This is a genomic window from Brachybacterium sp. P6-10-X1 (genome assembly GCF_001969445.1).
In the GTDB taxonomy this organism is placed as follows: domain Bacteria; phylum Actinomycetota; class Actinomycetes; order Actinomycetales; family Dermabacteraceae; genus Brachybacterium.
Map to the genome: position 1 here is coordinate 2,723,232 of NZ_CP017297.1, position 14,100 is coordinate 2,737,331.

The 14,100-nt window shown below is 71.7% G+C and carries 14 protein-coding genes; 4 read left to right on the forward strand and 10 right to left on the reverse strand.

The window, feature by feature from the left end; translation table 11 throughout:
* Nucleotides 1–141 precede the first annotated feature (141 nt).
* The 6 genes from BH708_RS12210 to BH708_RS12235 all read right to left on the reverse strand — a co-directional run bounded on the left by BH708_RS12210 (nt 142) and on the right by BH708_RS12235 (nt 5,652).
* Nucleotides 142–996 carry a class II glutamine amidotransferase gene (locus BH708_RS12210; RefSeq protein ID WP_076809030.1) on the reverse strand — a complete coding sequence of 285 codons (855 nt, stop codon included), beginning with the start codon at nt 994–996 and terminating at the stop codon, nt 142–144.
* An 82-nt stretch (nt 997–1,078) separates the two neighbouring features.
* Nucleotides 1,079–1,927: an amino acid ABC transporter permease gene (locus BH708_RS12215; RefSeq protein ID WP_076809031.1), complete on the reverse strand. Its 849-nt coding sequence runs from the start codon at nt 1,925–1,927 to the stop codon at nt 1,079–1,081.
* Entirely contained in the window at nt 1,924–2,625 is a 702-nt protein-coding gene (locus BH708_RS12220) for an amino acid ABC transporter permease (protein WP_076809033.1), read from the reverse strand. The genes BH708_RS12215 and BH708_RS12220 overlap by 4 nt, the downstream gene beginning before the upstream one ends.
* Nucleotides 2,626–2,700: 75 nt before the next feature.
* Nucleotides 2,701–3,678, reverse strand: coding sequence for a glutamate ABC transporter substrate-binding protein (locus tag BH708_RS12225; RefSeq protein ID WP_076809035.1), 978 nt, complete (start codon nt 3,676–3,678; stop codon nt 2,701–2,703).
* A gap of 136 nt (nt 3,679–3,814) precedes the next feature.
* A complete protein-coding gene (locus BH708_RS12230) occupies nt 3,815–4,669 on the reverse strand; it encodes an amino acid ABC transporter ATP-binding protein (protein ID WP_305764388.1) in 855 nt (284 codons plus the stop codon).
* 167 nt (nt 4,670–4,836) lie between these two features.
* Nucleotides 4,837–5,652: a hydroxymethylpyrimidine/phosphomethylpyrimidine kinase gene (locus tag BH708_RS12235; RefSeq protein WP_076809037.1), complete on the reverse strand. Its 816-nt coding sequence runs from the start codon at nt 5,650–5,652 to the stop codon at nt 4,837–4,839.
* A 252-nt stretch (nt 5,653–5,904) separates the two neighbouring features.
* Here BH708_RS12235 and BH708_RS12240 point away from each other — a divergent pair, with 252 nt between their 5' ends.
* Nucleotides 5,905–6,441: a GtrA family protein gene (locus BH708_RS12240; protein ID WP_253705316.1), complete on the forward strand. Its 537-nt coding sequence runs from the start codon at nt 5,905–5,907 to the stop codon at nt 6,439–6,441.
* Nucleotides 6,442–6,498: 57 nt separating this feature from the next.
* Complete coding sequence (locus BH708_RS12245; protein ID WP_076809040.1) at nt 6,499–7,722, forward strand: aminotransferase class I/II-fold pyridoxal phosphate-dependent enzyme; 1,224 nt, start codon at nt 6,499–6,501, stop codon at nt 7,720–7,722.
* A 58-nt stretch (nt 7,723–7,780) separates the two neighbouring features.
* Here the strand turns inward: BH708_RS12245 and BH708_RS12250 are convergent, their stop codons facing one another.
* The 4 genes from BH708_RS12250 to BH708_RS12265 form a co-directional block, all read right to left on the reverse strand.
* A complete protein-coding gene (locus BH708_RS12250; RefSeq protein WP_157235928.1) occupies nt 7,781–8,806 on the reverse strand; it encodes a hypothetical protein in 1,026 nt (341 codons plus the stop codon).
* A 191-nt stretch (nt 8,807–8,997) separates the two neighbouring features.
* Nucleotides 8,998–11,205: a 3-hydroxyacyl-CoA dehydrogenase NAD-binding domain-containing protein gene (locus tag BH708_RS12255; RefSeq protein WP_076809044.1), complete on the reverse strand. Its 2,208-nt coding sequence runs from the start codon at nt 11,203–11,205 to the stop codon at nt 8,998–9,000.
* Between the two features lie 167 nt (nt 11,206–11,372).
* The gene (locus BH708_RS12260) at nt 11,373–12,044 is read right to left on the reverse strand and encodes a hypothetical protein (protein ID WP_076809045.1); all 672 of its coding nucleotides are present in this window, start codon (nt 12,042–12,044) and stop codon (nt 11,373–11,375) included.
* A 167-nt stretch (nt 12,045–12,211) separates the two neighbouring features.
* A complete protein-coding gene (locus BH708_RS12265; protein ID WP_076809047.1) occupies nt 12,212–13,105 on the reverse strand; it encodes a hypothetical protein in 894 nt (297 codons plus the stop codon).
* Between the two features lie 75 nt (nt 13,106–13,180).
* Here BH708_RS12265 and BH708_RS12270 point away from each other — a divergent pair, with 75 nt between their 5' ends.
* Both BH708_RS12270 and BH708_RS12275 read left to right on the forward strand, forming a co-directional pair.
* Nucleotides 13,181–13,618 (forward strand): helix-turn-helix transcriptional regulator, encoded by a 438-nt coding sequence (locus tag BH708_RS12270; RefSeq protein WP_076809049.1) that lies wholly within the window; start codon nt 13,181–13,183, stop codon nt 13,616–13,618.
* Nucleotides 13,579–14,061, forward strand: coding sequence for an SRPBCC domain-containing protein (locus BH708_RS12275; protein WP_076809051.1), 483 nt, complete (start codon nt 13,579–13,581; stop codon nt 14,059–14,061). The genes BH708_RS12270 and BH708_RS12275 overlap by 40 nt, the downstream gene beginning before the upstream one ends.
* The last annotated feature ends 39 nt before the right edge of the window (nt 14,062–14,100 follow it).

The window sequence follows — 14,100 nt, forward strand, 5'->3', positions numbered from 1 at the left end:
GGTGGTCCAGACCCCCGGGCCGCGGAGCGAGGGTCCGTCGCGGACGGCCGAGAGGTCCGGTGCGGTCGACCCTATGTCATCGGCCCGACGCCGCAGCACCCATCAGGCATGCGGTCCCGCCCGATCGGTCGGCCGGGACGCTCAGCGCCCGGGATCCTCCAGGGCCGGCCGCACCCCGGCGCTGAGATCAGAGCGCTGGATCACCAGCGCCTGTCGCTCGCCCACCTCGAGGTGGCCCGTCTGCGGGATCCCCGTGGAGGCGACGATGACGCGGTCGGCGTCGATCCGATACCGCAGGGCGTACATGTCGACCTTCTGGTGACGCGCCGCCTGCGCCGGATCGTGCTGCTGGTAGGCGACCATCTCGTCGGGCGTCATCACCAGGCAGTTCAGCGCCTCGGGCACCCGGAGGCCATGCTGCAGGCACAGGGCGGTCAGCTCGGCGGCGGCGCGCTGGATCGCGGTGGCGAGGTCGCCCTCGCGCTGGTGGAGCGTGATCAGGGAGAAGAACAGCTCGGAGTCGGTGGTGCCCTCGGGGGCGCGGCCGCCGCGGGCCAGGATCGCCTCCCGCAGCGGGTCGATGAGGTCGAACTGGCCGTTGTGCGCGAAGACCGTCCCGCCCTCGCGGAACGGGTGGGTGTTGGCGATCCGCAGCGGCAGGCCGGGGCTCGCGCGGCGCAGGTGCACGAGCATCATCGGGCCCCGTGCGGCGGCGATCGCCTCCCGGTAGGCGGCGGACTCGCGGGCCGGGTCGAGGTGACGACGGATCTGCGGCCGACGGGGGTTGGCCAGCCGGATGCCCCGGTCCGTCCGATCGTCCCGCGCCCGTGCACCCGGGGTGTCGAGCGCCCCCGCGGCGTCCTCGTCATCGAACCAGCCCACGCCCCAGCCGTCCCGGTGGACCTCGGACTGGGCGGTGAAGGGCTCGATCTCCTCCGCGACCGCCCGATCCAGGGCGATGGGGTCGCGGGAGACGACGCCGAGCAGACGGCACATGGCGGATCCGGCTTTCTCTGTGCGGGTGGGGGCGGCAGTCGTGGGGCCGGCAGCGACTCGCGCGGCGCTCGGGAGCGTCGGCTCAGCCGGCGGTGGCGCGGGCCTTCATGCGGGTGTCGAGCGCGAGCGCGATGCGGGTGAGCAGGAAGTTCAGCACGATGTAGATGACGGAGACGACCACGTAGGTCTGCACCAGGTAGCGGGTGATCGAGACCATCGTCTTGCCCTGGAACTGGAGCTCGTTGAAGCTGACCACGTAGCCGAGGGTGGAATCCTTCAACAGGGTGACCAGAGCGAGGATCAGGCTGGGCAGCACCAGACGCACCGCCTGCGGCAGGATCACGTGGACCAGGGAGTCGCGTCGGCCCAGACCGATCGCGGCGGCGGCCTCGTGCTGGCCGCGGTCCACGGCCTTGATCCCGGCGCGGAACACCTCGGCCGTGGTGGCCGAGGAGACCAGGATCATCGGGATGACCAGCATCCAGAACCGGGGGAAGGTGACGCCGAAGGCGGGCAGGGCCAGCAGGAACGCGTAGACGACCAGCAGCATCGGGATGCCGCGGAAGAACTCGATCCAGGTGGCGGACGCCGCGCTCAGCACCGTGGACCGCGCCAGGCGGGCCAGGGACAGCAGCAGGCCGAGGGGAAAGGCGACCACGGCGGCGACGGCGGTGACCTGCAGGGTGCCCACGAGGCCGCGGCCGAGGAAGGCGAGGTAGTCGGCCCGCAGGTAGACGACCCACTTGTCCGGGTCCAGCTGGTCGTTCTTGGCGAACTGCCACAGCCCGCCGGCGATCAGGGCCAGGATCACCAGCGTGCTGAGCACCGACAGCAGCAGGATGCGTCGTCGCCCCTTCGGGCCGGGGGCGTCGAAGAGCACCTGGGTCGCGGCGTGGGAGGTGGGCCGCGCGGTCCGTCGGCCGCGGGTCATGCCTGTGCTCCTGCCGCGACGTCCAGCGTCCTGCGGTCCCGGCCGCCGTCCGCGGGACCGTCCGGAGAGACGGCGCGCTCGAGGGCGCCGCCGAGGGCCGCCCCGCCGAGGGACATCCCGAGGTAGACGGCGCCGGCGACCAGGAACATCAGCACGGCCTGCGCGTACTGGATGTTGAGGGTCTGCGTGACCCAGGTGATCTCGCTGACGGCGATCGCCGAGCACAGCGCCGAGCCGATCACCGTGCCGATGAACACGTTCACCAGCGGCTGGATCATGCTGCGGAAGGCCTGCGGGAGCACCACGAAGCGCAGGGTGCCGAAGAAGCCGAGGCCGATCGAGCGGGCCGCCTCGGCGTGGCCGACGGGCACGGTGTTGATGCCCGAGCGCACGTTCTCGCACACGAAGGCGGCCGAGGAGAGGGTCAGGCCCAGTACGCCGCACCAGAAGTAGGGAAGCCGCAGGCCGACGTCGGGCAGGCCGAAGGCGATCAGGATCAGCAGGCTCAGCAGGGGGATGTTGCGGAAGATCTCGACGTAGACCGTCGCCGCCCAGCGCAGCGGCGGGATCGGGCTGACGCGGCACACCGCCAGGGCGGTGCCGACGATCAGGGCGAGCAGGTAGCCGAGCACGGTCAGCGCGACGGTGTACCCGATGCCGCGCAGCAGCAGGGGGATGTTCTCGACGATGGCTTCCATGCGGGGCCTCTCGGGGTGAGCGGGGCCAGTGGGCGGGGCGCGCGCTCCCAGGGGCGGCGTCCCGCCGTCGGCGGATCAGACGGGCAGGTCGCCCGGGGTGGGCGGCTCGGGGGCCTCGCCGTCGATGACGTCACCGATGGTGGCGGTCCACAGCGCCTTCCAGGTGCCGGAGTCGATGATCTCCTGCAGGAAGGTGTTCACGAAGTCGAGCGCGTCCTCGTTCTCCTGGGACAGCCCGATGCCGTAGGGATCGTCGACGAAGGGCTCGCCGACCACGGAGACGTCGGGATCGGCCTTGGAGTTGCCCAGCAGCACGCCCTGGTCCAGCACGTAGGCGTCGGAGCGCCCCTGCTTGAGCGCGGCCACGCAGGACTCGTTGTCCGGCAGCGTCTGGACGTCCGCCGGATCCGTCACGTACTCCTCGATCGCCTGGATGCCGGTGGAGTTCGCCTGGGTGACCAGCTTCAGCCCGGTGAGGTCCTCGGGGCCGGAGATCGTGTCCTTGTCCTCGGTGCGCACCTGGATCGCGGTGCCGGAGAGGTAGTAGGGGCCGGCGAAGTTGATGACCTCGAGGCGCTCCGGGGTGATCGAGTACGTGGCGATCACGCAGTCCACGGTGCCGTTCTCGACCATGGTCTCGCGCGTCTCGACGGTGGTGTCGATGTACTCGACCTTCGACGTCCCGCCCTCGCCGAGGATGTACTGGGCCAGCAGCTGGGTGATGCCGGCGTCGAACCCGGTCGGCTCACCCCCGGTCGTGCTGGCCAGGGAGAACACCTGGTTGGCGAGGGTGCCGCCGCGGACCAGCTTGTCGCCTTCCTTGATCGCGCTGGCCCAGGCGCTGGCGGCGACGACGTCGTCGGCCGCGATGGGGCCGGAGGCGATGGCGTCGCCGTACGGGCTGCCCTCGCCACCGCCGTCGGACGCGCCGCCGCCGAGGTCGGGACCGGCACCGGTGTCGGAGGAGCAGGCGGCCAGGGCCGCGCCGAGCGGCAGGGCGGCGGCCGCGGCGACGACGGCACGACGGCCGGGTCGAGAGCTGGTGGGGGTCATGGATCTCTCCGATTCTTCAGGCGCTCCGGGAGGAACGGCGGGTGGTGGGCCGACGGGAGGTCCGGCGGGTGCGGTGGGCCGACGAATGGTGGACGGGTGCGGAGGGGAGCGGGTGCTGTGGTCGGCGGGACCGGGGTCAGTGGGCGAGGATCTTGCTGAGGAAGGCCTGAGCACGGTCACTGCGCGGAGCGGTGAAGAACTCCTCCGGCTCCCCCTGCTCGACGATCTCGCCCTCGTCCATGTAGACCACGCGATCGCAGACGTGCCGGGCGAAGCCCATCTCGTGGGTGACCACGAGCATGGTCATGCCCTGTTCGGCGAGCTCGGTCATGACGTCGAGGACCTCGTTGATGACCTCGGGGTCCAGCGCCGACGTGGGCTCGTCGAAGAGCATCGCCTTGGGCTTCATGGCCAGGGCGCGGGCGATCGCCACGCGCTGCTGCTGACCGCCGGACAGGGCGGTGGGCAGGGAGTTCGCCTTGTCGGCCAGGCCCACGCGCTCGAGCAGCTCCCGGGCCTGCTGGTCGGCGTCCGCCTTGCTGAGGCCGCGCACCCGCCGCGGGCCCAGGGTGACGTTGTCGATCGCCTTCAGGTGCGGGAAGAGGTTGAAGGCCTGGAAGACCATGCCGACGTCGCTGCGCAGCCTCGTGAGCTCCTTGCCCTCCTCGGGCAGCAGCTCGCCGTCGATGGTGATCTCGCCGTGGGTGATGGTCTCCAGACGGTTCAGGCAGCGGCACAGGGTGGACTTGCCGGAGCCGGAGGCGCCGATCAGCGCCACCACCTCGCCGCGACGGATGTCGAGGTGGATGTCCTTCAGCGCCTGGAAGTCGCCGAAATACTTGTCGACGCCGCGGGCCGAGATCAGGGGCTCGCCGATCTGCTGGGACGGCACGGATGCCGACGGATCGGTCGCACGCGTCGGGCCGGCCCCTCCAGGATGCGCCGCCGGCTCCGCGTCCTGCGCCCCCGAGGACGCGCTGCTCTCGTTCATGATCCGAGAATGCGCGCAGCGGCGACATCTGTCCAGATCACGACACGACAGACCGCATGTCGGAACGGATTCGTGACCAGGGGGAGGGTGGTTGCGCCTCGACGCCACGGCGCCGGGTGCTCACCCGAGCCCGCGCCGGCCACGGGCGTGGCCCTCACCGGAGGCCCTCAGACCTGGGAGGAGCCGCCCTGGTAGGCGCCCTGGTAGACGGCCTCGAACGGGGCGTGGCCGCCCTGGCGGTGCTCGATGGAGCTGGTGACGACGTCCTTGGCCACGCGAGCGGCCTCGAGCGGCCTCGCGCCCTTGGCGAGCTCGGCGGTGACGGCGGCGGCCAGGGTGCATCCCGCGCCGGAGACCCGCTCCTGGCCGATCTTGGGGCTGCGCAGCTCGACGGTCTGCTCGCCGTCGTGGAAGACGTCCACCGCGTCCTCGCCCTCGAGCACCACTCCGCCCTTGGCCAGCACGATCACGTCGTAGGTCTCATGGATGCGACGTGCCGCCTCGGTGAGGTCCTCGACGGAGGAGATGCTCTCCATCCCGGACAGCGTCAGCGCCTCGAAATGGTTCGGGGTCACGAAGGTGGCCAGCGGCAGGATCTGCTCCTTGAGCGCGTTGTCCGTGTCCAGGGCGGCGCCGGGCTCCTGGCCCTTGCAGATCAGCACCGGGTCCAGCACGACGTTCGTGAAGGAGCGCTCGGCGAGCGACGCGGCGACGGTGTCGATCGTGGCCGGGGTGCCGAGCATGCCGATCTTGACCGTGTCGATGTCGTGCACGGCGGTGGTGGCCTCGATCTGATCGGCGATCACCTGCGGCTCGACGGGCACGAAGCGGTGGGCCCAGTCGTTGCTCGGATCGAAGGAGACGATGCAGGTCAGAGCGGCGGTGCCGAAGGTCCCCAGCTGATGGAACGTCTTCAGGTCGGTCTGCGCTCCGGCACCTCCGGTGGTCTCGGAGCCGGCGATGGTGAGGGCGACGTGGGTCATGAGATCTCTTCCTGCTCGATGGTCATGGGGCGCCGCTCGCGGATCGGGGCCCGGAAGGACCGTGCCCCCAGGGAATGCCGAGGGGGCGGCGCGGCGGCCGTGACCGCGCGCTCCCAGGGCGCCGACCTCTCGTCGGACCCGTCGCAACGGTCACGCCGCTCGCGCAAGGGGCTCAGAGGGTCGATGTGAGGTCCCTCCGACCCGTCGCGGCGGCAGGACGTCGATCCTAACGCCTCGGGTACAGTGCCGGGCGTGCTGACGCCCGACCCGCAGGCGGAGATCGCGGACCCCACCCGGCCCGCGCCGACCCCCACGCCGCAGCGCAGCGGGGTCGGCGCCTCCCTGCGTGCCCTGTTCGACGAGCACCTGCGCTCCACGGTGAAGTTCCTGCTGGTCGGCGGGATCGTGTTCCTGCTGGATGCCGCGATGTACAACGTGCTGGTGTTCTGGCATCCCACCGACGGCTGGGGCGAGGGCCTCATGCACGGCGACCCGCTGACGGCGAAGGTGCTCACGATCGCCGCCGCCTCGTGCCTGACCTACCTGGGCAACCGGCTGTGGACCTTCGGCGACCGCCCGCGACCGGACACCACCCGCTCGATCATGCTGTTCATCCTGATCAACGTGATCGCCTCCGGTCTGCAGCTGTCCTGCCTGGGCTTCTCGCGGTACGTACTGGGGCTGGACTCGGTGCTGGCCGACAACATCTCCGGCACCCTCATCGGGCAGGCCGTCTCGACCTCTTTCCGGTACGTCACCTACGGGCGCTTCGTCTTCCCCCGGCGCTGAGCGCGCGGCCCCGTGAACGCTCCTCCGCCGCGGCCGGGACTCTGAGAGACTCGGGACATGGACACCACCGGCCCCTGGATGCGCGCCTCGCAGGCTGCCGGCCTGCTCGTCGACGGCGAGGCCCGCCCCACAGTATTCGCCCAGATGTCCGCGAGGGCCGTCGCGACCGGCGCGTTGAACCTGGGTCAGGGCTTCCCCGACGACGATCCGCCCGCCGTGGTGGCCGACGCCGCGATCGCCGCGATCCGCGCCGGCCGCAACCAGTACCCGCCCGGCCCGGGAGAGTCCGAGCTGCGCGAGGCGGTCGCACGGCACCAGGCGCAGTGGTACGGACTGCACTGGGATCCCGCGACCGAGGTGCTGGCGACCACGGGCGCCACCGAGGCGCTCGCGGCGACGATGCTGGCGCTGGTCGAACCGGGCGACGAGGTCATCACCCTCGAGCCCTTCTACGACCAGTACGCCGCGATCATCGCCCTCGCCGGCGGCGTGCACCGCACGGTCCCGCTCCGCTCGCGCACCGACGAGGCGGGCGATCTCGTGCTCGACGTCGCCGAGGAGGACCTGCGCGCCGCGTTCACCGATCGCACCCGGCTGGTGCTGGTCAACACCCCGCACAACCCCACCGGTCTGATGCTCTGGGTGGGGGCGATGCAGGCGATCGTCGAGGAGGCGACCCGGCACGATGCCCTCATCGTCACCGACGAGGTCTACGAGCACCTGACCTTCGGACCCGCGCATCTGCCGATCGCGACGCTGCCCGGCGCCCAGGACCGCACCGTCACGATCTCCTCGGCCGGCAAGACCTTCTCGGTGACCGGGTGGAAGATCGGCTGGGTCACGGCGCGGCCGGAACTGGTCACCGCGATCCTCGGCGCGAAGCAGTGGCTGACCTACTCCTCGGGGGCGCCCTTCCAGCCGGCCGTCGCGGCCGGGCTGGCGATGCCGCCCGCGGCCTTCCATGATCTCGCCGAGGACCTTCGCGGACGCCGCGACCTGCTCCTGGACGGGCTGCGGTCGATCGGGTTGCGCGTCAGCGTGCCGGAGGCCGGGTACTTCGTGGTGGCCGACGCCGCGGCGCTCGGGGAACCCGGCGCCGCCGCTCTGTGCGAGCGTCTGCCCGCAGAGGCCGGGGTGGTGGGCATCCCGCTGTCCGCGTTCTACCGTGACGGGCGGGCCGGGGAGGCGTCCTCGTACCTGCGGCTGGCCTTCTGCAAGGACCGTCCGACGATCGAGCAGGCCCTCGAGCGGCTCGAGGCCTGGGCGGCGCCGCGCCGCTGAGCCGGGGTCCGGGCCACCTCGCCTCCGCCGTGGTCAGGACGCCCGCCCGGCCCTCCGGTCAGGACGCGGCGACCCAGACGGGGTCTGCGGAGAAGTCCATCAGCGCCTTCACGGTGAACGCCCCGTCCTGGATCTGGTCCTTCGGGACGATCATCCCGATCTCCCACTCACCGGTCCCGCCGTCGTGCAGGGTGCCGACGTCCAGCCAGTCGTTCGGCGTCATCGCGTACTCGTCGCTGTACGTGTTCCCGGCGCTCGAGACGTACTCGACCATCAGCGTGAGGCCCGGCTCGGCCGTGCCGGAGCCGTGATACGTCATCGTCACCGGGACCAGGATGTACGTCTCGTCCTCCCCCGGCTCGGGATTCGAGCCGCTGACAGCCATGACCTCATCGGTCGCGTCCCAGTTCACCGTGCCGATCGCGACCTCGAGCTCGCCGCCGTCGCCGTCCTCGATCGTGAAGGTGTCGCCGAGCGCGTAGGGCGAGTCCTTGGTCCCGGCGTCGCTCGCGGCGGCGTCGTCGGTCGCCTCGTCGGTCGCCTCGTCCGAGGTCTCCTCGGCGGTGGCCTCCTCGGACGTCGCCTCCTGCGCGGTCTCGTCGTCGGTCGCCTCCTCGGTAGCTCCCTCGGTCGCTTCTTCGGACGTCTGCTCGTCGGCGGACTCCGCCTGCGTGGTCTCCTCACCGCCGGTCCGCTCCTCACCTCCCCGCGTGAACAGGAAGATGCCGCCGCCGACGATCACGAGCAGCAGCACCAGCAGAGCGCAGCCGGCGCAGACGATGATCGCGACCTTGCCGGGGCCCTTGTTCTGCGGACCCTGCGGCGCCGGACCCGCTCCGGTGTCCCCGTAGCCCGGCGCGAACGATCCGCCGTGACCGAAGCCGTCGGACTGTCCCTGGCCGTAACCGCCGTTCGGGGAGGGCTGGCCGTACCCGCCGGGCTGCCCCGGACCATAACCGCCGTTCGGAGACGGCGGGCCGTACCCGCCGGGCTGCCCCGGACCATAACCGCCGTTCGGGGAGGGCTGGCCGTAAGGATCCTCGGACGGGGGTCGGCCCCACTCGTTCTGCGGTGGCTGCGACATGGTCTCCTCCGGCGCCGCACGCGCAGCGCCGTCCCCTCTCTTGTGGCGGGACTGCGTGGCATCGGCCTCCCACGGCTCGATCGCCACATCGTACGTCTCATCACCCCGTGCTCCGGCGGACGACGGGGCGCCGTCGCATCACGATGCGGTGACGGCTCCCCTCGGCTCACCCGGTGACGGCGACCCTCGCCTCACCTCGACGCGGTGAACAGCTCCCCGTGGAAGCTGCGGTCAGCGGCCCTGTGCGCCGCCCCGGAGGCATCGAGGTAGGGGGTCACCCCGCCGCGATGCCGCGGGAAGCCGGCGCCGAGGATCAGCGCCAGGTCGATCTGCTCGGGGCGCTCCACGACGCCGCTGTCCAGCATCACCGCGATCTCCTCGGCGAGGCCGTCGCGGACCCGCTCGAGCAGGGCGTCCCCGACGAGAGCCTGGCCGGGAACCGGCGCGGCATCGGCGGCGAAGGTCTCGGCCACCGTCGGGGAGACCGGCGGGTGCACGGCCGTCTTGCTGTGCTCGGTGAAGCGGGCCTGCTTCTCCGCCATGGCGTGCAGCCCCGGCGAGGCATGGAAGCGGTCCCCGAGTTCCTCGGCGAGCACGGCCCCGACGTGGTCGGCGACCCCCAGCCCCACCAGGTCCAGCAGGGTGAAGGGACGCATCGGCATCCCGAGCGCGTCCAGGGATGCATCGACCTCGGCCGGGTCCGCCCCCGCGTCCAGGGAGGCGAGCACCGCACCGAGCACGCGGAACAGCAGGCGGTTGACGATGAAGCCGGGGGCGTCGGCGCTGCGCACGCCGAACTTGCGCAGACGGCGCACCACCTCGAGACCGGTGGCGAGGGTCCGCTCGTCGGTCGCCTCGGTGTGGATCACCTCGACCAGCGGCATCTTGGCGACAGGATTGAAGAAGTGCAGTCCGACGACCCGCTCCGGATGGGTGAGGCCCTCGCTCATCCGCGTCACCGACAGCGAGGAGGTGTTCGTGACCAGGAGCGCCTCGGGATCGAGCACGCTCTCGAGGTCGGCGAAGACGGACTTCTTGATCGCCAGCACCTCGGGGACGGCCTCGAGCACGAGGTCGCAGCCGGCGAGCTCCTGCAGGTCGGTGGTCGCCGAGAGCGAGCCGGCGACCTGGGTGGCGGTGTCCTCGTCGATCCGCCCGTGGGCGGCGGTCTTGGCGATGACGTCGCGCGCGGCGGCCAGACCCTTGGCGGCGATCGACTCGTCGAGGTCACGCATGACCACCGGGACCTGGAGGCCCAGCGCCAGCTGCGCGGCGATCTGCGAGGCCATCAGCCCGGCGCCCGCCACGCCGACGCGCCGGATCTCGCGGGCCCCCTCGACGGGGTGTCGGCCGGGCTTGCCGCGACGCAGCAGCTCGGCGGAGTACATCGAGGCCGCGGCGGCGTCGGAGCGGACCAGCTCTCCGAGCGCCTCGGCCTCGCGCCGGAGCGCCTCGGGCAGGCTGGAGCCGGGCAGCTTCTGCAGCAGAGAGAGAGCACGGCCGACGGCGGGGGCTCCCTGCCCCTCGAGGCGGGCGGCCCAGGTGCGACGGGTCTCGGCGCTGCCGTGCGGGGCATCGAGCGCGTCCAGCAGCGCCTCGGCCTCGGGGGTGTCGGCACCGGGCAGCGGGGCGGTGCGCCCGCCCCAGGCGCCGGGGACGGCGGAGGTGGGGTCCGCAGCGGCTTCGACGACCGTCGGATCGACCACGTCGGTGTCGGCTTCGTCGACGTCCACGTGCGCGGCGACCAGGGCCGCGAACTCGTCGAGCGCCTCGTCCAGGTCGGCGGCGATCTCGTCGACCAGTCCGTCCTCGAAGGCCTGGTCGGCGGTCAGCTGCTTGTCGCGGGCGGGGTCCTCGAGGATCATCCGCACCGCGGTCTCGGGGCCCACGACGGACTGCAGCAGGGTGGTGCCGCCCCAGCCGGGCAGGATCCCGAGGCTCGTCTCGGGCACGCCGATCCCCTTGACGTCGGGGGCGACGGTGCGCACGTCGGCCATCAGCGAGATCTCGAGGCCGCCGCCGAGCGCGGCGCCGTTGAGATGGGCGAGCACCGGCACGGGGCTGGTGCGGACACGGACCTGAAGGTCATGGGCGGCCCTGGTCATGGTCTCGACGTGCTGGACCGCAGTGGGATCGGCAAACATCGACAGGTCGGCGCCGGCGAGGAACACACGACCGGTCCCGGTCAGGGCGATCGCCTGGATCTCCCCGGCCTCGGCACGGTCGAGCGCGGTGGAGACGGCGTCGGTGACGGCGACGATGGAACGGGGCCCGAGGGTCGCGGGGCGCTTCTCCTCCCCCTCGGGCGGGGCGAAGGTCAGCACGGCCACCGTTCCCAGCCCGGGATGCTCGCGATCCTCGATGAGGACTCGGGTGACGTGCTCGGTGTAGCTGCTCATCAGTGACCTTTCGCGATCTCGTCGTCGAGGGCAGGCGGATCCCCGCACGGTTGTCTGATACCGCGGGTTTCAGGTAGATCATGCCTCAGAACGGCCTCCGGTGTCCACCATGGGCCGCGAGCCGGGGAGCCCTCGGGCCACTCTCTCGATCACGCCGATCGCGCCGCTCACGCCGCCTCGATCCAGGTGCGCTCCCCCATGCCGTTCTGGGCGTCGTCGGTGATCACGAAGTGTCCGTTCTCGGGCGCATCCTGCGGGAGCGTGAACACGAACGACTCCTGGAATCTCTCGCCGTCCGCGACCTCGACGGGCACGTCCCCGGTCTGCTCCGTGACGACGAAGGTGCGCGAGAGATTGCCGCCGTCGGGCCCCACGTACTGGACGTCGATCCAGCTGAAGGTCTCCAGCACGCCGTCTCCGTGGTATGTCACGTCGACGAGGACCTCGATGTACGTCATCCCTGGATCCGGCGCCCCGTTGGACTCGCTGGCCGCGGCGACCTCCTCGGTCGCATCCCCGTCGACCTCGGTGACGGCGATCTCGGCCTCGCCGGGGAACGAGTCGGGGGCGACGTAGGGGAAGGTCGTGCCGAGCGGGATCGCCGCGGAGCGCCCCGCGGGAGCTGTCTCCAGCACGTTCGGCGTCTCGCGGGCGGCGGGCTCGGTCGGCACGTCGGTGACCGCCCGCACGCTGAAGAAGCCCCCGATGCCGAGGACCAGTCCGAGGATCACCGAGGCGCAGCCGACCGTCAGGGAGAACGACGAGCGCGAGCCGGACTCGGACTGCAACTGCGTCGGGGCCCCGGGGCCGAGCGGCTCTGTCGGTGGCGTCTGGTTCATGGTGGCCCGTCGCGCGGTGCGCCGCGCTGCCCTTCTCAGCGCGGCAGGCATCGGCCGCGCAGGCGGGCGGCCACCGTCACGCTAGCGCACTCGGAGCCCTGCCCCGCGAACGGCATGGGCCGGTGCCCGGTCGTGGCGCACGTCAGCCGGCGGCATCGTGGCGCACGTCAGCCGACGGCATAGTAGAGCGCCTCACCGCTGTAGGTCTCCACCCCGAGCCGGAAGCCCTCCAGATCTTCCTCGGGCACCACGAACACGCTGTGGAACTCGGCGCTCTCGCCGCTGCCCAGCGGAGGCACCTCCTGCATCGGGTCGGGCACCAGCCCCGGAGCGACGTCCCGGAGGTAGGCCTGGTCGGTCTCCCCGGTCAGCCACAGCTCCTCGACCGGGGCGAGCTGGCCGGGCCCGTCATAGCGGACCTCGTAGGTGACGGCGACCAGCCGGTAGCCGTCCTGGGCGACGTCGACCCCGTCGGCCCCGGGCAGGGTGGCATCCGGGTCGACCTCGAGCCCCCGCACGCTGATCGTGCCGTCGGTCCAGGCGCGCCAGCTGAAGGTGTGCTCGCCGATCTGCGCCGGATCCTCGTAACCGCCGGTCCCGTCGCGCAGCTCGGCGCCGGCGGAGTCCGTGACCACGCCGGGCCGGCTCTGCTGCTGCCCGCTGCCCTCCGACGGGGTCGACCCGGCCGACGGAGGCGGCGGAGCCGCCGTCGGTGCAGGATCCCCCTCGGTCAGCCGCAGCACGCCCCCGACCACCAGGAAGACCGTGCCGATCAGGGCGACCGCCTGCAGGGCGACGATCGCGACGATGGACCAGGCAGGCAGCGTGCGGGGGGTCTGTTCGGCCTCGTCCTCAGCGGGGTACTCGAAGCGGGGCGCCCCGAAGCCCGCCCCGTCGGGCCCAGCGACGGCGGATCCGTCGCAGGCCCCGCCGGCCGACCCGCCGTCCCCGTCGGACCGGGGATCGCGGCGGCGATCGGGCAGCTCGAGGACGTCCGGCTCCGACGGGACGGACGTGTCCTCCCAGTCGTACCCGGCCGACCTCCCCCGCGGCTGCGTCATGGACCGAGCATAGGGCTCTCGGGCGACCGGGAGCACCTCTTGCTATCTACAACCTATTGGTTGTAGGTTTGCGCCATGCATCGGATCGACGACGACCGGGCCGACGCCTGGTTCCACGCCCTCTCGGACCGCACGCGCCGCGACATCCTGCAGCGGGTACTGACGGGAGAGCAGTCGGTCTCCGCCCTGGCCAGGAATTACTCCATGAGCCTGACCGCGGTGCAGAAGCACGTCGCGGTGCTCGAGGGTGCCGGCCTGATCATCAGGCGTCGTCACGGGCGGGAGACCCTGGCCCGCGGCGACGCCGAGACCCTCCGCTCCGCCTCCGATCTCCTGACCGAGCTGGAAGCGATCCAGCGCGAGCACATCGCTCGCATCGATGAGTTCCTGGCCGCCGAGACCGACTCGGCCCCGACCGACCCCGCTTCGTCCGACCCCGCTTCGGCCGACCCACCCCACCGGAAGGACCGACCATGCCTGTCACCGACATCCGCCACGATCTCGACGCCCTGACCCTCACCATCACCGCCGAGTTCGCCGCCCCCGTGCAGCGGATCTGGGAGATCTACGCGGACCCGCGCCAGCTCGAGAAGGTGTGGGGGCCGAAGGAGTTCCCGGCCACGGTGGTCGATCACGACCTCCGTCCCGGTGGGCGCGTCAGCTACTGCATGACCGGACCGGAGGGCGAGCGGCACCCCGGATACTGGAACGTGCTCGAGGTCGACGAACCCCGCTCCTTCACCTATGAGGACGGCTTCGCGCACGAGGACTTCACCCCGAACACGGAGCTGCCCGTCTCGACCTGCGTCAGCACCTTCCAGGCCACCGCCGCCGGGACCCGCGCGACATATGTGACCTCCTACGCCGATCGGGAAGCGCTGCAGACCGTGCTCGACATGGGCGTCGAGGAGGGCTCGCGCTCGGCGATCGACCAGATCGACGACCTGGTCGCCTGAGGCGCCCGCACCACCTCCGCCCGACGCCGCCTGTTCGTG